The 20,591-nt window shown below is 53.8% G+C and carries 18 protein-coding genes; 8 read left to right on the forward strand and 10 right to left on the reverse strand.

The genetic code is table 11. The annotated features are described in order from the left end of the window. Nucleotides 1–3 precede the first annotated feature (3 nt). Entirely contained in the window at nt 4–627 is a 624-nt protein-coding gene (locus CUN67_RS07845) for a TetR/AcrR family transcriptional regulator (protein WP_084873976.1), read from the reverse strand. A gap of 62 nt (nt 628–689) precedes the next feature. Here CUN67_RS07845 and CUN67_RS07850 point away from each other — a divergent pair, with 62 nt between their 5' ends. After that, complete coding sequence (locus tag CUN67_RS07850; RefSeq protein ID WP_208714719.1) at nt 690–1,691, forward strand: alpha/beta fold hydrolase; 1,002 nt, start codon at nt 690–692, stop codon at nt 1,689–1,691. Here the strand turns inward: CUN67_RS07850 and CUN67_RS07855 are convergent. The 4 genes from CUN67_RS07855 to CUN67_RS07870 form a co-directional block, all read right to left on the reverse strand. Then, nucleotides 1,688–2,113, reverse strand: coding sequence for a DUF3830 family protein (locus CUN67_RS07855; RefSeq protein ID WP_013508755.1), 426 nt, complete (start codon nt 2,111–2,113; stop codon nt 1,688–1,690). The genes CUN67_RS07850 and CUN67_RS07855 overlap by 4 nt on opposite strands. Before the next feature lie 17 nt (nt 2,114–2,130). Continuing rightward, a complete protein-coding gene (locus tag CUN67_RS07860; protein WP_084873978.1) occupies nt 2,131–2,607 on the reverse strand; it encodes a hypothetical protein in 477 nt (158 codons plus the stop codon). A gap of 388 nt (nt 2,608–2,995) precedes the next feature. Beyond that, nucleotides 2,996–4,639 carry a class I fumarate hydratase FumA gene (fumA, locus tag CUN67_RS07865; protein ID WP_208714720.1) on the reverse strand — a complete coding sequence of 548 codons (1,644 nt, stop codon included), beginning with the start codon at nt 4,637–4,639 and terminating at the stop codon, nt 2,996–2,998. 162 nt (nt 4,640–4,801) lie between these two features. Further along, entirely contained in the window at nt 4,802–6,313 is a 1,512-nt protein-coding gene (locus tag CUN67_RS07870; RefSeq protein ID WP_208714721.1) for an anion permease, read from the reverse strand. Nucleotides 6,314–6,901: 588 nt separating this feature from the next. On the opposite strand from CUN67_RS07870, the gene CUN67_RS07875 reads away from it, so the two are divergent. Together CUN67_RS07875 and CUN67_RS07880 are read left to right on the forward strand one after the other, a co-directional pair. Then, nucleotides 6,902–9,679, forward strand: coding sequence for a flavocytochrome c (locus CUN67_RS07875; protein ID WP_208714722.1), 2,778 nt, complete (start codon nt 6,902–6,904; stop codon nt 9,677–9,679). A gap of 97 nt (nt 9,680–9,776) precedes the next feature. After that, nucleotides 9,777–10,742, forward strand: a complete 966-nt coding sequence (locus CUN67_RS07880) for an FAD:protein FMN transferase (RefSeq protein WP_208714723.1) — start codon at nt 9,777–9,779, stop codon at nt 10,740–10,742. Here CUN67_RS07880 and dcuR read toward each other — a convergent pair. The 4 genes from dcuR to CUN67_RS07900 form a co-directional block, all read right to left on the reverse strand. Beyond that, nucleotides 10,736–11,455 (reverse strand): two-component system response regulator DcuR, encoded by a 720-nt coding sequence (gene dcuR / locus CUN67_RS07885; protein ID WP_084873982.1) that lies wholly within the window; start codon nt 11,453–11,455, stop codon nt 10,736–10,738. The two genes, CUN67_RS07880 and dcuR, sit on opposite strands and share 7 nt — an antisense overlap. Further along, complete coding sequence (locus CUN67_RS07890) at nt 11,452–13,089, reverse strand: sensor histidine kinase (protein ID WP_439332273.1); 1,638 nt, start codon at nt 13,087–13,089, stop codon at nt 11,452–11,454. The genes dcuR and CUN67_RS07890 overlap by 4 nt, the downstream gene beginning before the upstream one ends. A 70-nt stretch (nt 13,090–13,159) precedes the next feature. Further along, nucleotides 13,160–13,702, reverse strand: a complete 543-nt coding sequence (gene msrA, locus CUN67_RS07895) for a peptide-methionine (S)-S-oxide reductase MsrA (RefSeq protein ID WP_208714724.1) — start codon at nt 13,700–13,702, stop codon at nt 13,160–13,162. A gap of 64 nt (nt 13,703–13,766) precedes the next feature. Beyond that, complete coding sequence (locus CUN67_RS07900) at nt 13,767–14,333, reverse strand: flavin reductase family protein (protein ID WP_208714725.1); 567 nt, start codon at nt 14,331–14,333, stop codon at nt 13,767–13,769. Nucleotides 14,334–14,446: 113 nt separating this feature from the next. On the opposite strand from CUN67_RS07900, the gene CUN67_RS07905 reads away from it, so the two are divergent. Further along, nucleotides 14,447–14,962, forward strand: coding sequence for an AAA family ATPase (locus CUN67_RS07905; protein ID WP_208714726.1), 516 nt, complete (start codon nt 14,447–14,449; stop codon nt 14,960–14,962). Nucleotides 14,963–15,174: 212 nt separating this feature from the next. Then, entirely contained in the window at nt 15,175–16,254 is a 1,080-nt protein-coding gene (locus tag CUN67_RS07910; protein WP_208714727.1) for a Fic family protein, read from the forward strand. Nucleotides 16,255–16,273: 19 nt separating this feature from the next. Here CUN67_RS07910 and umuC read toward each other — a convergent pair whose 3' ends face one another. Beyond that, nucleotides 16,274–17,536 (reverse strand): translesion error-prone DNA polymerase V subunit UmuC, encoded by a 1,263-nt coding sequence (gene umuC / locus CUN67_RS07915; RefSeq protein ID WP_208714728.1) that lies wholly within the window; start codon nt 17,534–17,536, stop codon nt 16,274–16,276. Nucleotides 17,537–17,847: 311 nt separating this feature from the next. Here umuC and CUN67_RS07920 point away from each other — a divergent pair, with 311 nt between their 5' ends. Genes CUN67_RS07920 through CUN67_RS07930 form a run of 3 tightly spaced genes read left to right on the forward strand, consistent with a single transcriptional unit; the run spans nt 17,848 to nt 20,371 of the window. Then, nucleotides 17,848–18,819 (forward strand): ABC transporter substrate-binding protein, encoded by a 972-nt coding sequence (locus CUN67_RS07920; protein ID WP_208717108.1) that lies wholly within the window; start codon nt 17,848–17,850, stop codon nt 18,817–18,819. Between the two features lie 11 nt (nt 18,820–18,830). Continuing rightward, nucleotides 18,831–19,595 (forward strand): ABC transporter permease, encoded by a 765-nt coding sequence (locus tag CUN67_RS07925; protein ID WP_208714729.1) that lies wholly within the window; start codon nt 18,831–18,833, stop codon nt 19,593–19,595. Next, on the forward strand, nt 19,592–20,371 hold the full coding sequence (locus CUN67_RS07930) for an ABC transporter ATP-binding protein (protein ID WP_208714730.1): 780 nt from the start codon (nt 19,592–19,594) through the stop codon (nt 20,369–20,371). Before CUN67_RS07925 ends, CUN67_RS07930 begins: the two co-directional genes overlap by 4 nt. The last annotated feature ends 220 nt before the right edge of the window (nt 20,372–20,591 follow it).

A 20,591-nucleotide genomic window follows, 5' to 3' on the forward strand; every position in this document is an offset into this window, starting at 1 on the left:
CTTTCAGGCGTCGAGCCTTTCAAACACAAAATTACGCATCACGTTAATCGCTTGCTTGTATTTGAAATTGGGAAACATCACGTTGCGGAACAGCACGCCATCAAGATAAGTCGAGATCAGCATCGCCATATCGGTCGGATTCACTTCGCGGAACAGGCCGCTGGCGATGCCTTCTTTGATGGTGTTCTTCAGAATCAGCGATTCCTTTTCGTAGAACTTTTTGATGGCTTTATCAATGCTGGCGATGCGGCCATTGGTGCTGGAGTAATCAAGGCTGATTTTGGCCAGTTTCTGTAACAGATGGAACTGCAGAATATGGATTTCGATCCACAGGAAGATCAGGTCGCGCGGGCCGTTGGCGCTGGCTTTAATGTCGTCAAACTGCACAAAGGCGCGCTCCACCGCCGATTCAATCACCTTGATAAACAGGTCTTCTTTGGAACCGAAATAGTAGTAAATCAGCGCCGAATTCAGCCCGGTGGCCGTGGCGATATCCTTAATGCGCACCGACGAGTAGTTCTGCGTGGCAAACAGGTCAAACGCCGACGATTGCAACAATTCAGCCACGTCGCGCTGGGTTTTACGCGGTTTCCTGCTGCCGGGTTCTGCTGCTGGGGCTTCCTTCATGGCGACATCCTTATGAAATTAACTAATTAATTAACTCTATCATATCGACAACGGAGAACGGCATGGGTTTATGCGCTTTTTATCGACTCGGCGAGCTGCCGCTGGTTAGCGGTGAAACGCTGCTTGAGACCTGCATCGGCTATCAAACCTTTGGTCAGCTTAACGCCAATCATGACAACGCGGTGGTGATTTTTAGTTATTACAGCGGCACCCATGCCAGTTATCTGCCGTTGATTGGCAGCGGGAAAACCCTCGACCCGGCGCGCTGGTTTATCGTGCTGGTGAATAAGCTGGGCAATGGCGTCTCAACGTCTCCATCCAATTCAGTTTTACAGCCGGGCGCCGCCTTCCCACGCGTCACCTTGCTGGATAATCTGCGCGCGCAGGAACGGTTATTGTTTGAACACCTGGGCATTCGCCGGATCGCGCTGGCGTATGGCTGGTCAATGGGCGCGATGCAGGCATGGCATCTGGCGGTGGCGCGGCCGCATCAGGTGCAGAGTCTGCTGGCGGTGTGTGGTTCAGCACGTTGCTGGCCGAATAATCAGGTGTTTCTCGACGGCGTGCGTGCGGCGCTGTGCTGTGACGCGCAGTTTGCTGATGGTCATTACCACACGCCGCCGCTGCGCGGTCTGGCGGCTTTTGGCCGGGTTTACGCTGGCTGGGCTTATTCCGCCGCTTTTTTTCGTGAGGCACGCTGGCGCGATCTGGGCTTCGACTCGCTGGAGGCGCTGCTGGTGGACTGGGAGCAGGATCATCAGGCGCTGGACGCCAATGATTTGCTGAGTGCGTTGCACAGCTGGTACCACGCCGATGTCGGTTTGCTTACCGGGGGAGACTGGCGTGCGGCGCTGGCGCAGATTGCTGCACGCTGCATCGTCATGCCCTGCGACAACGATCGCTACTTTACGCTGGAGGAGGCGGCGCTGGAGGTGGCGGAACTACGTCAGGGGGAGTTGCGCCCGCTGATTTCACCTTATGGGCATTGTGCCGGCGCGCCTGCGAGATTTGCGACCGCGTCGGCACAGATAGACAGCGCCATGCAGGCGCTGCTTTATCCTTAATCGATAATACTGAGTTCGACGGTGCGGCCCTGATCGAACCAGGTTTCCAACCCGGTGACGCGCAGTTCCAGCTTACCTTCGATCACCTGGCCGATATAGGAGATCGGGAGCGGCTCGTCAGCGGTATCGTCGCCATATACCACGCACATTTGCTGGCGCGGGCTGTAGTAGCATACGGCACCGGTCACTTCGCCGTACTGTTCACGGCGCAGTTTACCAACATCCTGCGTCAGGTATTTGTTTTCCCAGGGCGCGACGATCGGCAGGGTGAAGAACACCATGTCGCCAATCAATTTGCCGTGTTGCAGCACGCTTTTCAGCGGCAGCTTTTCGCGCAGCACTTTCGCCAGATTGGGGACTTTGTCTTCCCATACTTCGATGACGCAAATCTTCTTGTCGGCAACATGCATAGCCAGTTTCATGATGTTTTCTCTCCCAGTCAGGCTTTAACGCGACGAAAACCGTCCCCGAGACCCCAGGGAAGAATAAAATCGACCCACATATGCAGGCGGTTAGCCCAGGACAGGGCGCTGTGGGACAGGCGCACCAGATCGCTCAGGGTTTCACACTCGCCAGCCACCTCGACATAGGTGTGCAGCATGCGGGCGGCATCCGGCAGGCTGACGAAATCAAAGAAATTGGCTTTGTATCCCATGATTTCTTTGATCAACAGTTGCAGGGTTTTCAGGTCTGCTGTCGGGTTGTCCTCACCGACACGGATCAGCCCCCACAGCATTTCATCCGCCAGCGTGCGGGTTTCCCCTTCGGCAAAGATGATGGTGCTGAGATACTGGCCCCTGGCGCCAGTGCCGCGTGGCACCTCACCCCTGCCGAGTGCGGCAATCTCCGCTGGCTGTTCAAACCAGATCTTTTCGCGTTGCGCGTCAAACAGCGCTATCGCTTCATCGACCGTCATAACGTTCTCCTGGTGTTGGCGTGAATGTGGCGGTTGCCACGAATTTAATTAATCAGATAATTAAATTGAGCAATATTTGTGCCACTCAAAGGAGAAAAATTAATCAGTTAATTAATAACCAGTTAGCGTGAAAGGGCAGGGATGATCTCTTCATCGGATCGTCATCCTGCTATGCCACAGTGCAAGTCTGCACCAACGTGTAGCGGCGCGATTTATCGCGCTTCTTTGGCATCAACGCAGGGGCAAAACGCGCAATAAATTGCGCAGCTACAACCCGGTGCGATAATGGATGGCGGCGAAAATGTCCGCAAATGATGTAGCGGCGCGATTTATCGCGCAATTTGGCAGGGTGGGAGAGGGTGCGCATTGCTGCGCACCACCAGGAAAGTCACTTCACGCACGCTGCGCACTGATTATGGATCTGCTGGAAGAAATCGTTGCCTTTGTCATCCACCAGAATAAACGCCGGGAAGTTTTCCACTTCAATCTTCCAGATCGCTTCCATCCCCAGTTCAGGGTACTCGACGCACTCCAGGCTCTTGATGCTCTGCTGCGCCAGTACCGCAGCCGGACCGCCGATGCTGCCGAGGTAGAAGCCGCCGTGTTTATGGCAGGCATCCGTTACCTGCTGGCTACGGTTACCTTTTGCCAGCATCACCATGCTACCGCCGTTGGCCTGAAGCAGATCCACATAGGAATCCATACGACCGGCGGTCGTCGGGCCAAGTGAACCTGACGCATAACCCTCCGGCGTTTTGGCCGGACCGGCGTAATACACCGGATGATCCAAAATGTACTGCGGCAGACCTTCACCGTTATCAATGCGTTCTTTCAGTTTGGCATGGGCAATGTCGCGCGCCACGATAATGGTGCCGTTCAATGACAGACGGGTGGATACCGGGAACGACGACAGCTGGGCGAGAATGTCTGACATCGGGCGATTGAGGTCTACGTGCACCACTTCGCCTTCGCCCTGCTGACGCAGCGCTTCCGGAATAAAGCGACCCGGATTGTCTTCCAGCTTCTCGATCCAGATCCCTTCGCGGTTAATCTTCGCCTTAATGTTACGGTCCGCCGAGCAGGAAACCCCCATGCCAACCGGGCAGGATGCGCCATGACGTGGCAGACGCACGACACGGATATCGTGAGCGAAGTATTTGCCGCCAAATTGGGCACCGAGGCCCAGTTTCTGCGAGGCTTCCAGCAGCTCCTGCTCCAGTTGCACATCGCGGAAGGCCTGGCCGTGCTCATTACCTTCGGTCGGCAGCGAGTCGTAGTAGTGGGTCGATGCCAGTTTCACCGTCTTCAGCGTACTTTCTGCCGAGGTGCCACCAATCACAAAGGCGATATGGTAGGGCGGGCAGGCAGCGGTGCCGAGTGACATCATTTTGTCGATCAGGTAATTCTTCAGTTTGGCCGGGGTGATCAGGGCTTTGGTTTCCTGATACAGATAGGTTTTGTTGGCGGAGCCGCCACCTTTGGCGATACACAGGAACTTATACTCGTCACCATCGACGCTGTAGAGGTCAATCTGCGCCGGCAGGTTGGTGCCGGTATTCACCTCTTTATACATATCCAGCGCGGCGTTCTGTGAGTAACGCAGGTTATCTTCGATAAAGGTGTTATACACGCCTTGCGACAGTGCGGCTTCATCGCCACCACCGGTCCAGACACGTTGACCTTTTTTGCCCATGATGATGGCGGTGCCGGTGTCCTGGCAGGTCGGCAACACGCCTTTGGCAGCGATCTCAGAGTTACGCAGGAACTGCAACGCGACATATTTGTCGTTCTGGCTGGCTTCGTCATCCGCCAGAATCGCCGCCACCTGTTTTTGGTGGGCGGCACGTAGCATAAAAGAAGCATCATGGAATGCCTGCTGTGCCAGCACAGTCAGCGCTTTGGGATCGACTTTCAATACTTCTTCGCCATCGAAATTTGCCACGGAAACATAATCGCGGCTGAGCAGATAGTACTCAGTATCATCTTTGGCGAGAGGAAAAGGATTCTGATAAAAGAAGGGTTTATTCGACATGGTTGGCTCACTCAGTTATGTGTCGCCAGAAGACGCGGGCGACATCATTAGCGATTCGTTATAGGTTTTTCTCTCGCCAGCCCGGCCTGGGGCTGACTGGCGAGTATCATAGCATTTTAACATTCTTTCGCGGCTGCGATTTTTAACATCGAAGCAACATCATCAGAACATCAGCACCATCCACGGATAAGCAATCACCATCAGCAGCACCAGGAACAGTGCACCGAAGATGGTGCCCAGACGCCAGTAGTCTTTGGTGGGCAGATAGCCGCTACCGTAGTAAATCGGGCTGGGGCCAGTACCGTAAGGGGTGATGATGCCCATCACACCGAGTGAGGTACACAGCATCAGACAGAACACCGGCATATTGATGCCTGGGATAGCCGCCGCAATGGTCAGCATGGCAGGCAACAGCGCGGTGGTGTGCGCGGTGGTACTGGCGAACAGGTAGTGCAGCACATAAAAGGCAATCAGCAGCACCACGGCGGAAACCTGTGGGTCATAACCGTGCAGCAGCTGGCCACCTTCTTTACCCAGCCAGGCGATAAAGCCAACGCGTGCCAGACCATCCGCCAGCGCCACCAGGGTGGCAAACCAGGCGAAGGTGTTCCAGGCGGCTTTATTACTGGTGATGTCGCTCCAGTTCAGTACGCCAGTCCACAGCATCAGCACAATCACCAGCAGGGCAGCCATCGCCGGTTCAATCCAGTCGGTGGCGAAGATCCACATCAGCAGCGCAGAAACCACGAAGATCAGCAGCAGGATTTCATTGCGTGACAGTTTGCCCAGTTTTGCCAACTCGGCAGTGGCCCAGCGTGGCACTTCGTCATTCAGTTTCACTTCTGGCGGGTACAGCCAGTAAGCCAGCAGCGGCATGGTGAGAATGAGCAGCACACCGAGCGGCAGGAAGGCGAGGAACCACATCCCCCAGCTGATATCGAAACCAATCACGCTTTTTACCAGCGCGAGGGCCAGCAGGTTCGGTGCCAGCGCCGACAGGAACATCGAGCTGGTGATACAAGTGGCGGTAATTGCCACCCACATCAGATAAGAACCAATTTTGCGTGCGCTGGGGTCATTGGGTTTTGAACCGTACAGCGGCGGCAGGTTGGCGATGATGGGGTAGATAGTCCCGCCGCTACGCGCGGTGTTCGACGGCGTAAACGGTGCCAGCAGCAGGTCGGCGAAGGTAATGGCGTAACCCAGCGTCAGGCTGCGACGGCCCAGATATTTCACCAGAATCAGCGCCAGGCGGCGACCGAACTGGGTTTTATCGTAGCCAGCGGCAAACATAAAGGCCCCGAAGATCAGCCACACGGTGGAGTTACCGAAGCCGCTCACCGCCCATTTGAAGGACTGACCCGCCATTTTGAACTTAGGATCGGCCAGCTCGGCCGGGCTGAACAGCAGGTACTGACTGAACAGCGCGATGACCACCACGCCGGTCAGGCCGATCACCGCACCGGGCAGCGGTTCGAAGATCAGGCCGACAATCACCCCGACAAAGATAGCGAAGAAGTGCCAGGCGTAAGGCTCCAGCCCTGCGGGTGTTGGCACCAGGAGTAACAGCACAGCGATAACGATCGGCAGGCATAACATCATTAGCCGGTTTTTATTCCCCGGCGCGGCAGGCGGCGCTTTTAGGGGTTCACTCTGGGTAGTTTGTGTTTTCATGGTTTTGGTCTGCAAGTTGTGGAGAATGCGATTAACGTTCCGGGACAACAGGTGTTACCGTTATTAATACTCAGTTGATACTTTTTTAAGCTGCCGTTACGTCTTTAATGCTTCTTTAATTGCAATGTTGAAGAGAGAAGATTGCGTAATGTAAATATGATGCGATTTATTAAAAACTCCATTTTGATCTGGATCAAAAAATCGATTCAGTATTAAATCCTTTTTGTATTTGTCATATATTTTTACCTTTGCTTAATTCTTTTCTGGTGGTGCCAGAACGCCATGAAGCTAAAGGAAGAAAGCCTTTCTGTCTGGGATGCGTCTCATAACGTGATGATTTATCATAAATTAATTTTAATGTAAATGAAAAAATTGATTTTTGACAACCTTTCGCTAACATTTTAAGTGGCGCATATTCAGCTGTTGTGTTTATTTCCAGAATAATTTAAAAGTTAAATAACTAAACTTATTAATTATGTAACTAAAGAAATTGGTATATTGTTGCTATGAAGTCGGACCTCTTAAATAAATTTGAAATAACTGCGTCTGCGACAGAATTCGAAACTTTTAAATTTTGGAGTTGTTATCATGAATACGCTCACCCCGATTCTTAATCCACTCACTCTGCCGAAAGGCGCTGTATTGAAAAACCGTCTGGTGATGGCCCCAATGACCACCTGTACCGGTTATTTTGACGGCGGTGTCACCAGCGATCTGGTGGACTACTATCGCGTGCGTGCAGGCAGCATCGGCACTGTGATTGTCGAATGTTGTTTTATCGACAACCGAGGCCCGGCTTTCCCCGGTGCGATTGCTATCGATAGTGACAACAAAATCCCCGGGCTGGCTAAAATTGCCGACGCTATCAAATCCCAGGGTTCCAAAGCGATTCTGCAGATCTACCACGGTGGCCGCATGGTGGAACCGGCGCTGATCGGCGGTAAAACCCCGGTTGCGCCGAGCGCCATTGCCGCGCCGCGTGAAGGGGCGACCACCCCGCAGGCGCTGACGGCGGAAGAAGTGGATGTGATGATCACCAAATTCGGTGATGCGGTGAACCGTGCCATCAAAGCCGGTTTCGATGGCGTTGAAATCCACGGTGCCAACACCTACCTGATTCAGCAGTTCTATTCTCCTAACTCCAACCAGCGTGATGACAAATGGGGTGGCAGCCGCGACAACCGCGCGCGTTTCGCGCTGGAAGTGCTGGAGATCACCCACAAAATGGCCGACCGCTTTGCGGCGGCGGATTTCATCATCGGTTACCGCTTCTCGCCGGAAGAGATTGAAGTGCCGGGCATCCGCTTCGACGACACGATGTATCTGCTGGAAAAACTGGCGGCACGCGGCCTCGATTATGTGCACTTCTCCGTCGGCCAGTTGCTGCGTCCGTCAATTGTCGACACCAAAGATCCGACGCCGCTGATCACCAAATACCTGGCGCTGCGTTCGCCAGTGCTGGCAAAAGTGCCGGTGATTGGTGTTGGCGGCGTGGTGAATAAAGAAGATGCGGAAAATGCGCTGGAGCATGGCTTCGACCTGGTGGCGATTGGTAAAGCCTGCATTGCCTACCCGGACTGGGCCGATCGCGTGATCAAAAACGAACACATGGAGCTGTTTATCGACAGCACCAGGCGTGAAGAACTCACCATTCCGGAACCGTTGTGGCGCTTCTCGCTGGTGGACGCGATGATCCGCGACATGAGCGACACGGGTCGTAAATACAAAGTGGGTGTGTACCAGGAGAAAGTGGAAGCCGAAGCGCTGAAACTGAAAATCAACGTCACGCTGGATACCGACCGTATTACCGATATCTCGCTGGTGCCGGATGACACCCTGGATGTCGATTTCACCAGCACCTTTGAGAGCCTGCGTTCGCGCATTCTGGTGGCGAACTCGCCTCATGTCGATGCGGTGACCGGTGCCACCACCCAGAGTGAAGCGCTGAAAAAAGCGGTATCACGCGCACTGTCAACGTCCAGCAAAGAGTATGTGATTGACGAGGGCGGCAACCCGAATGCGCCGGTCAATTACGATGTGGTGGTAGTGGGTAGCGGCGGAGCCGGTCTGGCGGCGGCGATTCAGGCGCATGACGATGGCGCACGGGTAGTGATTATCGAGAAGATGCCGACCATCGGGGGTAACACCATTAAAGCCTCCGTGGGTATGAACGCGGCGGAAACCCGTTATCAGCGCCTGAAAGGTATCGAAGACAGCAAAGATCTGTTTTATGACGAAACCTTGAAAGGCGGTAAATTCAAAAACAACCCGGTGCTGCTGCGTGAGTTCGTGGAGCAGGCTCCCGGTGCGATTGACTGGCTGACCGATAAAGGGATTGAGCTGTGCGACATCACCATTACCGGCGGGATGAGTATTGACCGTACCCACCGTCCGGAAGATCGTTCCGCCGTGGGTGGCTTCCTGATCAGTGGCCTGGTGAAAAACGTCAACCAGCGCAATATCGAAGTGCTGCTGGAAACCTCAGTGGCGGAAATCCTGTTCGAAAACGGCGCGGTGAGCGGCGTAAAAGTGGTGGATGAGTATAACGACAGCCGTATCCTCAATGCGAAAAGCGTGATTGTGGCGACCGGCGGTTTCAGTGCCAACCGCGAAATGGTGGTGAAATACCGCCCTGAGCTGGATGGCTTCGTGACCACCAACCACAAAGGGGCCACCGGTAGCGGTATCGCCATGTTGCAGAAAATTGGCGCAGATACTGTGGATATGAGCGAAATCCAGATTCACCCGACAGTTGAACAAACCACCTCGTACCTGATTTCCGAAGCGATGCGTGGTGGTGGGGCGATTCTGGTGAGCCAGGCGGGCAAGCGTTTCTACAATGAAATGGAGACCCGCGACAAAGTTTCCGCCGAGATTATCGCGCTGCCGGAGAAAAGTGCGTGGATCATGTTTGATGAACAGGTGCGTCAGAACAACAAAGCGGCGGATGAGTACATTGCCAAAGGTTTTGTTATCAGCGCACCCACCCCGCACGAATTGGCGGTGAAACTGAATATGGATCAGGAGGCGCTGCAAACCACCCTGAACCGTTACAACCAGTTTGTTGAGCAGCAGAATGACGAAGATTTTGGCCGTAAAACCGCGCTGCGCCATCCACTCAATCACGGACCGTATTTTGCCATCCGCATCGCCCCAGGGGTGCACCACACCATGGGCGGCGTCACCATCAATACCGACACCGCGGTACTGGATGCGCAGAAACAGGTGATTCCAGGAGCCTGGGCGGCCGGTGAAGTGGTCGGCGGTATCCACGGTGCTAACCGTATCGGTGGTAACGCGGTTGCTGATATCATTATCTTTGGTATCAAAGCCGGACGTAACGCTGCGGCACTGGCGTTAGGCTAAACAACAAATTACGAAAAATCATCGTAGCGGCGTGATTTATCGCGCTCTTTTAAGAACCGCGCGATAAATCGCGCCGCTACAACTGAACGAGGCGATAATGACAACAGACGCAGGCGTCTATGCGTATTCCGCCGTTCTGATGGGATCGCCCATTCTGCTTAAACTCTTCGAAGATAACCAACCCCTCGCAGCTCAGGTATTCCGGCTGATCAAACAGCAGGAAAACCTGTTTACCGTCAATCGTGTCGATTCAGAAGTTATGGCGATCAACCGTGCGGCAGGCCGCCATCCGGTGGTGGTCAGTGAGCCAGTGTTTGCGCTGATTAGTATTGCCCACGCGGTCAGCCTGCTGCCAGGCAGCGCCTTCAATTTCACCATCGGCCCGGTGGTCAAGCGCTGGAAAATTGGTTTCCAGGGCCATGAGGTGCCGCCTGCTGAGGCGATCGCGGCGTTATTGCCCCTGACCGATCCCCATCAGGTGGTGCTGAATGCAGCTGAACGCTCGGTGTTCCTGCAACAGCCTGGGATGGAGATCGATCTTGGTGCGATTGCCAAAGGCTACATTGCCGATCGCGTGCAAAGCTTTTTACGCCAGCAGGGCGTGCAGCAGGCGCTGATTAATCTCGGCGGTAATGTCCAGACGCTGGGGTGTCCACCTCATGATGGCGCGGGTTGGGGCATCGGACTGAAAAAACCGTTTGGCCGCGAGGATGAGCTGCTTGGTGTGTTGCGGGTGCAGGGTAAGTCCGTGGTGACATCGGGTATTTATGAACGCTATTTCGAACGCGATGGCCGCTGCTGGCACCATATCTTCGATCCGCGTACCGGCTATCCGCTCGACAATGAATTGCTCAGCATCACGGTCATTTCCGATCGTTCGCTTGATGGCGATATCTACACCACGCTGCTGTATGGCATGGGGGTAGAGCAGGGGCTGGCGTATCTTGCTGACCAGCCCGAACTCGACGCGATTTTTGTCACACGCGACAGGGAAATTATCTGTTCCTCATCGCGTCAGTTTCGCTTTGAGCAATCCGACAGCGCGTGGCGGCTGCGTTACTGACAATACTGTTGCAGCAGCGAATGGTATTCCGGTTGCAGGCGATAGCGGTACACCGGGCGGCCCGTGGCTCCGTAATGAATGCTGGTGAACAGAATATTAATCTGTGCCAGCCAGATCAGGTACTTACGGCAGGATACGCGGGAAATATTCACTTCCGCCGCCAGTTCATCGGTAGAGAATTCCGTGCCTGGGTGCGCGTCAATCCACTGGCATAGCGTGCGTAACGTCTGAGGCGTCAGCCCTTTCGGCAGGCGTTTGCTGTCATGCTGCGTGGCCGGGCTGCCGTGAATCAGTAAATCGACATCGGACTGCTGATAATAATGCTGGTTATCCATCAGCGATTTTTTCTGCCGCCACTGGGTCAGCGCTTCTTCAAAACGCGGGAACTGGAAGGGCTTGATCAGATAATCCACCACGCCGTAATGCAGCGAGGTTTTGATGGTAGCGGCATCCGCAGCGGAAGAGATGATAATCACCTCCACCGGGCAGTTGGCTTTACGCAGCTCTGGCAGCAGGTCGAGACCGTTTTCCTGCTGCATATAAATATCCAGCAGCACCAGATCGACTGGCGGTTCGCTGTTGAGGATCTTCTCTTTCGCCTGCTGTAACGTTGCGGCGGTACCACAGCAGGTAAAGCCGGGCACCTGGCCGATATAGCAGCGATTAAGCTCTGCCACCATTGCATCATCGTCAACCACTAACACGTTGATCATGCGGTTTGATTTCCTCCATCCCAGGGTAGCTGGACTAAAAATTGCGTATATACGCCGGGTTCTGACTCCACGCTGACATCACCGCCGAGGCTTTCGGTCTGCTGCTTCAGCAGGAACAGGCCGACACCGCGATCGTCGCCTTTGGTAGAAAAGCCTTTCGCGAAAATAGTGGGCAGAATTGCCGGATCAATGCCGGGGCCATCATCGCTCACCTCGCACGCCAGCCAGCCATTCTGATAATGCAACATCACATGGATCTCACCTTCAGTCTGGTCAGCCAGTGCGTCCAGCGCGTTCTCCACCAGATTGCCAATCACGGTAATCAGCACCGCCATCTGTTGCTCGTTGCCGCAGTCGGGCAAAAAGCTGGCATCGCTGATCGTCAGACTATGTCCGCGATCCGATGCGCGACTGATCTTGCTCAGCAGGAACCCGGCAATCACTGGCGACTTAATTTTCTGCACCAGCGAACCAATTTCGGTCTGATAGTTATTGGCGGTTTTCAGCACATAAGCTTCCACCTGCGCATAATTTTTCATATGCAGCAGGCCGAGGATCACGTGCAGCTTATTCATAAATTCATGCGAGCGCTCACGCAGCGCATCGACATAGTTTACCATGCCGCTCAGGCGCTGCATCAGCTGGCTGATTTCCGTCTTATCCCTGAAGGTGCACACCGCGCCGATAATCCGTCCCTGGCTGCGCACCGGCACCGTATTGCTGAGCAGTACGTGGCCGTTCACATTCAGTTCCTCATCACGGCGGGAGCGGCCGCTTTGCAACACATCCTGCAAATGGGTGTTGATCACCGAGGCATCGTAAATGCGATCGGCACTGATGGCGCTGGTAGCGATCCCGGCGCTCAGCAGTTTCTGTGCCGCCTGGTTGACCAGCGTGACCTGGCCCTGATCATCCACCGCCACCACACCTTCTTTCACCGAGTTGAGGATCGCCTGACGCTGTTCGAACAGCGTGGAGATTTCATGCGGTTCGAGGCCGAACAGAATACGCTTCAGCACACGCACCAGAATCAAGGTGCCGAGCGCACCCACCAGCGCCCCAATCAGCACCGTCCATAACACGCTCCAGCGGCTCTGGTTAATCTGATCGGTCACTGCACTGAGGGAGATACCAATCACCACCACGCCAATCTGCTGCTTTTGCGCGTTATACACCGGGGTAAACACGCGCAGGGCTTTGACCAGCGCCCCTTTATTCACTGAGACATTTTCATGGCCATGCAACGCGGGTTCGAGATCGTCGCCGATAAAATGCTGGCCGACCAGTTCCGGGTTGAGATGGGAATAGCGAATGCCCTGCATATTGGTCACCACCACAAACAGCAGGTTATTACTTTGCTGGATCTCTTCGGCGATGGGTTGAATCAACAGGGCATTGGGCGGCAGCAAAAGCGCACGTTGTACCTCCGGCGAATCGGCCAGGGTACGCGCCACCGCCATCGCTTTATCCTCCAGCTGCGCGCGCGTGGTGGCGCCAATCTGGAAGAAGTAAATAAGGTGGACACTGAGCAGCACCAACGCGATCACGGTGCTGAGCATCAGCGTGACCAACGTATTGAGTTTCATTGGTCGCTTACGCGGTGGGAAATCCGGCGGAGAATAGGGTTCTGGCATAGGCAGGTATCGTCGCGGTGCGATTTATCGCGGTTTTTTTATGGGTGCGTGCAAGCACGCACCCGGACGGTCATTCGCTCTGCGGTTTCACGCGGTTAGCAAAGCTTTTTTTCAGCTTCTGCAACTTCGGCGGGATCACGGCGAGACAGTAACCGTTACGCTGACCCGCGCCATCCCAGTAATCCTGGTGATAATCTTCCGCCGGATACCATTCACCCAGTGGTTCGATGGTGGTCACAATCGGGTCTTTATTATCTTCCTGCGCGCGGGCGATAGCGGCGATGGCTTCAGCTTCCTGTTCGGCGTTCGCCGGGAAGATGGCAGAACGATACTGGGTGCCGATGTCGTTGCCCTGGCGGTTAAGCTGCGTTGGGTCATGGGTGACAAAGCTGATATCCAGCAGATCGCCATAGCCCACCTGTGCCGGGTCGAAACCGATGCGGATCGCTTCGGCATGACCGGTCGCACCGCTGCATACCTGCTCGTAAGTGGGATGAGGACGCGTGCCGCCGGTATAACCACTTTCGACTGACTCAACGCCAATCAGACCTTTAAATACCGCTTCGGTACACCAGAAACAGCCACCCGCGATCACCGCGTATTCAATTGCCATGTCTTTACTCCTGTCAGGGCGAAAGCGTTACTGTGGGGGCGCGCTTTCGTGAAATCAACCTTGTTTAGATTAACATTTCTGGCTTAAAGTCGCGGTGTTTATCGAGCAGCAGATTGCTCATCACGGTAAAACGACCTTCACCGGTATAATGCAGGGTCGGCGGAAACTCCGGCTTATCCGCCACATGCGCTTTGACAATCTCAAAGATAAACAGATTGTAGTTATCCACCATCGTATCGTCGTACAGCTGACACTCAAAACTGGCGAAGCACTCCTGAATCAGCGGCGCGTTAACTTTTGTCGCCGGTTCCGCTGTCAGATGAAAGGCATCAAACTTGTCGATCCGATCGCCGTGACAGTTACCAATCGCCACCACGCTATCGATTAAATCGGATGACGGTACGTTGATCACGCATTGACCACTTTGCCGAATCAGTTCATGACTGTAGTTGCCACCGGCGATCATACAGCCCACCAGCGACGGTGAGAACTCCAGGATGGTATGCCAGCCGAGCGTCATGATGTCGTGCTGGTCCCCGAACTGCGAGCTGATCAGTACCACTGGTCCCGGCTCCAGATATTTCCGCGCCTTGCTGACCGGAAAATCGATTTTATGCAGATTCTGGCTCATTGTGCTGCTCCTTTTTCTTGAAGGATTGTTTAATTGTAGCGAACCCTGCGCGGGGCTTTACCTGCACGCCAATTGCAGGCATGGTAAGCCGTCATCTTAAAAGGAGCTGCTTTATGGCGTCTGCGCGCGCGTTAACACAATCCCCCGCCACGTTACATCTGCTGTGCGGCAAAATTGCTGCCGGTAAATCGACGCTGGCACATCGGCTGGCCCAGGAAACCGGCGCGGTGATCATCAGTGAAGATGCCTGGCTGGCGCATTTGTTTGCCGATGAAATGCGTGAGGTGACGGACTATGTTCGCTGTGCCGCGAAGCTGCGTAACGCCATGACGCCACACCTGATCTCGCTGCTGCGCTGTGGGGTATCAGTCGTGCTGGATTTTCCCGCCAATACCCTGCAAAACCGCCAATGGATGAAAACGGTGATTCAAACCGCCGATGCCGCGCATCAGCTGCATTTTCTCGACGTGTCGGATGACCTGTGTAAAACGCGGTTACATGCGCGCAATGCCGCAGGTGAACATGATTTCGCTGCCACCGATGCGCAGTTCGCACTGATCAACAGTTACTTTGTCGCCCCGCAGCCGGAAGAAGGGTTTAATGTGGTTTGTCATTTGCACCCGTTGTAAAACCTGCCTGCGGCGGGATTGCGCGATAAATCGCGCCGCTACGCGTTACCGCACCACCGGTACATCAGAAGATTGCTGTGACTGTACTTAGGTTTAATTTTAAATACATAGAAAACGTATAAAACTATACATATCCTCGCTTTGATGTATAATTATTCCGGTTTTTTATACATATCCGGATTGATAAATATAAAAAAGGAGGAATGTTAACTATGTCAGCGAACCCTACTCCCCTCCCACTGGCTAATATTGAAGAGTGGGAGACGCGTGCGGTACTCAAAAAGACCGCCGAAGCCCATCGCTTCCTGGCCGAGCTGAAAGGCGTGGCGGCCAGCATTCCCAATGAAGCCATATTGATTAACACCCTCTCATTGCAAGAGGCTAAAGACAGCTCTGAAGTGGAAAACATCGTCACTACCCATGATGAACTCTACAAAGCCAATTTGTTTCAGGAAGCTATTACCACCCCGGCCACGAAAGAGGTGCAGGACTATGCCTTTGCCCTGAAACAGGGGTTTCACACTGCACGCCAAAATAAGCTGATCCGTATCGGTGACATACTCGCAGTGCAACAGCAATTGGAGCACAATAATGCCGGTCTTCGCAGGCTTCCAGGAACAGATTTGAAGAATGCGAGTACTGGTGAAATCATCTACACACCGCCTCAGCATGCTGGTGAAATCGCGTCGTTAATGGACAATCTCATCACCTTTATCAATGACGACAGCATGTGTGAGGCCGATCCCCTGGTGAAAATGGCCATCATTCACCACCAGTTTGAAAGTATTCATCCGTTTTATGATGGTAATGGCAGAACAGGGCGTATTCTGAATATCCTGTATTTGGTGGTTAAAGACTTACTCAACCTGCCAGTGCTATATCTGAGCCGTTTTATCATTCATCACAAAGCGGCTTATTACGCCAATTTACAAGCGGTAAGAGACTCAGGTAACTGGGAGCCATGGTTGCTGTTCATGCTCGATGGCGTGATTGATACCGCCAAAAATACCATCTCGCTCATTACTCAAATGAAAACCCTGATGGCAAGTGTCAAACATGGTATACGCGAGCAGCTGCCTAAAATTTATAGTCAGGATTTACTCAATAACCTGTTCAACCACCCCTACACCAAAATCGAGTTTATTGTTGAAGAACTGGGGGTGACGCGTATTACAGCGACTAAGTATCTGGAACAACTGGTCGAACGCGGCTTTTTAAGTAAACAGAAAGTCGGCCGGGCGAACTATTACATCAATGAACCATTATGCAAATTGATCATCGCCCACAGCTAAAAAGTTGAGTGTCTACGCGTTACCGCACCACCGGTACATCAGAAATCCGCGTGGTGTAGGCGGGTGACAGCATTTCCCGTTTCATCGACCAGGCCTTCTGGATGCCCTGACCGGCAAACCATAATGCGCCGCGCTGGTGAGCATTCAGACGGTCAATTAACTGCATAAGCTGTTCGCTATTGCGTCGTGGCGGGTAGTCGGCGAACAGATCAAACTGCGCCACACCGTCACTGAAAAAATCCCCCAGCATCACCCCCCCTTTCAGATAGCGTTTGCCGGGCATCCAGATCTTCTCCAGGCAGCTCAGCGCGGCATGGATAATGTCGCGGCTATCCTGTGTCGGCGTTACCAGCGCAGTGCTGGCCGAATTGGCATAGTAAGGGTGATGGGGATCATGAGGGCTGGTGCGGATAAATGCGCCGATATGGCGGCAATATTGCCGCTCGCTGCGCAATTTCTCCGCCGCACGCGCGGCATAGTTGCTGATGGCTTCCCGCATATCGCCGTAATCAGTCACCCGGTCACCAAACGAGCGCGAGCAGAGGATGTTTTGCCGATTGGGGATTACCTCCTCAAACGCCAGACAGGGTTCACCGCGCAGTTCGCGTACCGTGCGTTCCAGTACTACACCAAATTGCTTGCGGATCAGGGCGGTCGGGGTATCCGCCAGTTGCAGGGCTTTCTCAATCCCCATCAGATTCAGTTTTTTCGCCAGACGGCGACCGACGCCCCATACCTCATCCACCGGCACCATCCCCATCAGTTTGCGCTGACGCACGGGAGCGGAAAGATCCATGACGTTCTCCGCTTTGGTCCAGCGCTTGGCAGCCCAGTTCGCCAGTTTGGCGAGGGTTTTGGTCGGCGCAATGCCCACGCCGACCCGCAGATGCGTCTCTTTATACAGGCGATCGCGCATCTGGCGGCCAAACGCTTCCAGTGCGATGCAGTTATCGACGCCGGTGAGATCGACAAAAGCTTCATCAATCGAATAGACATCAACGCGTGGTGCCATCAACTCCAGCGTCTCCATCACGCGTGCCGACATATCGCCATACAACGCATAGTTGGAGGAGAACACCACCACCTGGTGACGCATTAACGTTTCGCGCTGCTTAAAGTAGGGGGCACCCATTTTGATACCCAGCTTTTTGGCTTCTTTACTGAGCGAGATGATGCAGCCGTCATTGTTGGACAGCACCACAATCGGTTTACCGCGCAGGTCCGGGCGGAACACGGTTTCGCATGAGGCGTAGAAGGAGTTGACGTCGACAAGTGCATACATGATGGGCCTCGCAATAACTGTGTTTATATACAGTATTGTTGGCGAGTTATCTCTTTCCGTCAAGAGGGGCGCGCGACAGGCGCAGCTAACCCGCCGCATGTCCCTCAATGGTGCGACAGGTGCACCATTAACTTTCTCTTATTGTTCAGATCAGGCCCGGCATGCCGTGGCGTCGGGGCATTTTGTTACCTGGCACAACTTCTGCATAGATCCCAGCGGCTTGTATACAAGGCCGCATACCAGTCAATTACCCGGGGGAAGAAATCGTGCGCAACAATGATAAAGAGAAGATTAATGCTCAGCGTCGCCAGATGATGAAATATTCCATGCTGGCATTAGGTGGTGTCGCGCTCAGCGGCATGCTGGGCAGCCCGTCGGCGCAGGCAGCAGATGATGAAATTCTGATTGGTTATTGGCCGATTGTGGGTGGCCTGCCGTTATATGCCGGTATTGAGAAAGGGTTGTTTAAACAGGCTGGATTGAATGTGCGCGCAGTTAAATTTGCCAGTCCGCAGCAGGTGGTGGAAGCGATGATCACCGGGCGTATTCACGGTTGTGCCAATGGCACGGCCACCGGTGCGCTCGGACTGGGAGCGATTACCAGCCCGGATCTGTTCAAAATCATCTGTTCTAACCCCTCCAATGAAAAAATGGTGCTGGATGAGTTCCTGGTGCCAGTCAACAGCACCGCAAAATCCATCAGCGATTTGAAAGGTAAGCGCATCGCCAGTGGTCCTGGCATTCAGAACGTGACGATGGCGAAGATCATTCTGGAAAAAAATGGTTTCACCGATACCAAAGTGATTGAGTTGCCGGTCGGTCAGCATGCGCCTTCGTTAGCCGCCGGACAAATTGATGGCGTGTATACGCTGGAGCCAACCGGAACAGTCGCGCGCATGAAGGGCATGGGGAAAGTGCTGGAAACCGGGGTGATTGCGAAATATGTGTTGGGTGATGCCAGCGCACCGTGGTTTGGCGGGGCGGCGGCGCTCACCAGCAGCTTTATTAAGGCCGATCCGGCGCGGGCGAAGCAGGTGATTGATGCCTACGGCGCAGCGGTCAAATTTATCCAGCAACAACCGGATGAGGCGCGCCAGTATGTGGCAGGTTACACCGGGATTGAGGCCGCGCTGGTGAAAGAGGTGCCGCTGCCGGGATTCGTGATGTATGACCAGTTAACTGGCAGCAATCTGCAATGGTTCCAGAAATTTTATGATGTGTTTACCGAACGAAAAATTTTCAGCAAGCCGCTACAGGTGGAATCCCTGATCTATCGGGCATAAGGAGAAGTGCAATGATGCAGATATGGCGTCGCAGATTGCTGCCGTTGATCGGTCCGTTGCTGTTATTTCTGCTGTGGCAGACGGCGGTCAGTGCCAAATGGCTTAACCCGGTATTGCTGCCTTCACCCGGTGAAACCCTGGGTTATCTTTTTAGCGCGCTGGCTGATGGCAGCATGAACCGGGACATCGGGGATACGCTCTACCGAACCTTGATGGCGTTTATCGTCGCCGCGGTGCTCGGCGTCCCGCTGGGGGTGATGCTGGGCAGCAGCGAACGTCTTTACCGCAGCGTTGAGTTTCTGGTGGATTTCTTCCGCTCAACCCCTTCATCGGCGCTGATCCCGCTGTTTATGCTGATTTTTGGCATTACCGACACCAACAAAATTGCCATCGCCGCTTTTGCGGCGGTGCTGGTGATTCTGTTTAACAGCGCCTATGGGGTGATGAACGCAAAGAAGACCCGCATTATGGCGGCGCAGGTGATGGGCGTCTCACGCTGGCATGTGTTTAAAGACATCATGCTGATGGAAAGCCTGCCGCAAACCTTTGTCGGGTTGCGCACCGGTGTTTCGATGGCGCTGGTGATCGTCATCGTCGCCGAAATGTTTATTGGTTCGGAAACCGGGCTGGGCCATCGCATCATTGATGCGCAGCAGTTATTCAACATTAAAGATATGTACGCGTCGATTCTGATCACCGGTGCATTTGGTTACCTGCTGAATCTGGGTTTTCTGTTGATTGAAAAACGTTGTGTGCACTGGAGTGGCAAAGCATGAAAAAACCCGACTATCCTCAGCCCAATACCCATGTGACGATTCGCGGACTCGATAAAAGTTTTGCCGGACAACCCTTGTATCAGGATCTCAACCTCGATTTACCCAAAGGAAAGATTGTCTCGATATTCGGCCCCAACGGCTGTGGTAAATCAACGCTGATGAACATGATTGCCGGGTTGATCCCGATTGATCGTGGGCAAATCCTGTTTGACGGTAAAACCCTGGCGGAGACCAAAATCGGCTATGTGTTTCAGAATTACCGTGATGCGCTCTTTCCCTGGTTAAGTGCCTGGCAGAATATCGCCTATCCGTTAAAACGTCAGGGGATGAAAGCGGCGGCGGTAAAACAGCGCGTGGCAGCCTTGTCGGAGATGTTTGATATTCGCTTCGATTTGCAGCGTTATCCGTATGAGCTTTCTGGTGGGCAACAGCAAACGGTGTGCATCATGCGTGCGCTGGCGACCGAGCCTGAAGTGATGTTTCTGGATGAACCGTTCTCCGCGCTGGATTTTGAGATGACGCTGTTTATCCGCGACAAGTTGCAGCAGGTCCAGCTGGCGACCGGCGTCACGATGTTGATCGTCTCGCACGATCTGGAAGACGCGGTGTTTCTGGCGGATGAGATTCTGCTGCTGACGCGCCGTCCGACGCGCGTTGCCGAAATTGTTCCGTTTGCATTACCTCGTCCCCGCACCGCTGAGATGATGAGCCACCCGGAGTTTGTCCGGGTAAAAGCACATACGCTGGCGGTGTTTAAACGGGAAATGGCGGGTTAACTCACACATCTCAGGTGCGAATAAATTCGCACCCTACGTATGTAGGGTCGGCATTTATGCCGACCGGATCATTCCTCGCCAGGGAATAAAAAGTGCGATTTTTTATCACGATGATCGGCCCAATATAATATCGGCGGGTAACCATTCCCTCATGGAAATAACCAGCGAACGATAATATTTTAACCTGTAAAATGTCAGGGTATTCATTATTAAACCGTTA

It is taken from the genome of Pantoea cypripedii, from assembly GCF_011395035.1.
Classification (GTDB): domain Bacteria; phylum Pseudomonadota; class Gammaproteobacteria; order Enterobacterales; family Enterobacteriaceae; genus Pantoea; species Pantoea cypripedii_A.

Excerpts from the sequence above, each read along its gene's own strand:
- CUN67_RS07905 (WP_208714726.1), top strand. The coding sequence starts at position 14,447 with ATGGCGTCTGCGCGCGCGTTAACACAATCCCCCGCCACGTTACATCTG.
- dcuR (WP_084873982.1), bottom strand. The coding sequence starts at position 11,455 with ATGATCAACGTGTTAGTGGTTGACGATGATGCAATGGTGGCAGAGCTT.
- CUN67_RS07910 (WP_208714727.1), top strand. The coding sequence starts at position 15,175 with ATGTCAGCGAACCCTACTCCCCTCCCACTGGCTAATATTGAAGAGTGG.
- CUN67_RS07880 (WP_208714723.1), top strand. The coding sequence starts at position 9,777 with ATGACAACAGACGCAGGCGTCTATGCGTATTCCGCCGTTCTGATGGGA.
- CUN67_RS07920 (WP_208717108.1), top strand. The coding sequence starts at position 17,848 with ATGATGAAATATTCCATGCTGGCATTAGGTGGTGTCGCGCTCAGCGGC.
- CUN67_RS07900 (WP_208714725.1), bottom strand. The coding sequence starts at position 14,333 with ATGAGCCAGAATCTGCATAAAATCGATTTTCCGGTCAGCAAGGCGCGG.
- CUN67_RS07845 (WP_084873976.1), bottom strand. The coding sequence starts at position 627 with ATGAAGGAAGCCCCAGCAGCAGAACCCGGCAGCAGGAAACCGCGTAAA.
- umuC (WP_208714728.1), bottom strand. The coding sequence starts at position 17,536 with ATGTATGCACTTGTCGACGTCAACTCCTTCTACGCCTCATGCGAAACC.
- CUN67_RS07890 (WP_439332273.1), bottom strand. The coding sequence starts at position 13,089 with ATGCCAGAACCCTATTCTCCGCCGGATTTCCCACCGCGTAAGCGACCA.
- msrA (WP_208714724.1), bottom strand. The coding sequence starts at position 13,702 with ATGGCAATTGAATACGCGGTGATCGCGGGTGGCTGTTTCTGGTGTACC.
- CUN67_RS07850 (WP_208714719.1), top strand. The coding sequence starts at position 690 with ATGGGTTTATGCGCTTTTTATCGACTCGGCGAGCTGCCGCTGGTTAGC.
- CUN67_RS07860 (WP_084873978.1), bottom strand. The coding sequence starts at position 2,607 with ATGACGGTCGATGAAGCGATAGCGCTGTTTGACGCGCAACGCGAAAAG.
- CUN67_RS07930 (WP_208714730.1), top strand. The coding sequence starts at position 19,592 with ATGAAAAAACCCGACTATCCTCAGCCCAATACCCATGTGACGATTCGC.
- CUN67_RS07855 (WP_013508755.1), bottom strand. The coding sequence starts at position 2,113 with ATGAAACTGGCTATGCATGTTGCCGACAAGAAGATTTGCGTCATCGAA.
- CUN67_RS07870 (WP_208714721.1), bottom strand. The coding sequence starts at position 6,313 with ATGAAAACACAAACTACCCAGAGTGAACCCCTAAAAGCGCCGCCTGCC.
- fumA (WP_208714720.1), bottom strand. The coding sequence starts at position 4,639 with ATGTCGAATAAACCCTTCTTTTATCAGAATCCTTTTCCTCTCGCCAAA.
- CUN67_RS07875 (WP_208714722.1), top strand. The coding sequence starts at position 6,902 with ATGAATACGCTCACCCCGATTCTTAATCCACTCACTCTGCCGAAAGGC.
- CUN67_RS07925 (WP_208714729.1), top strand. The coding sequence starts at position 18,831 with ATGATGCAGATATGGCGTCGCAGATTGCTGCCGTTGATCGGTCCGTTG.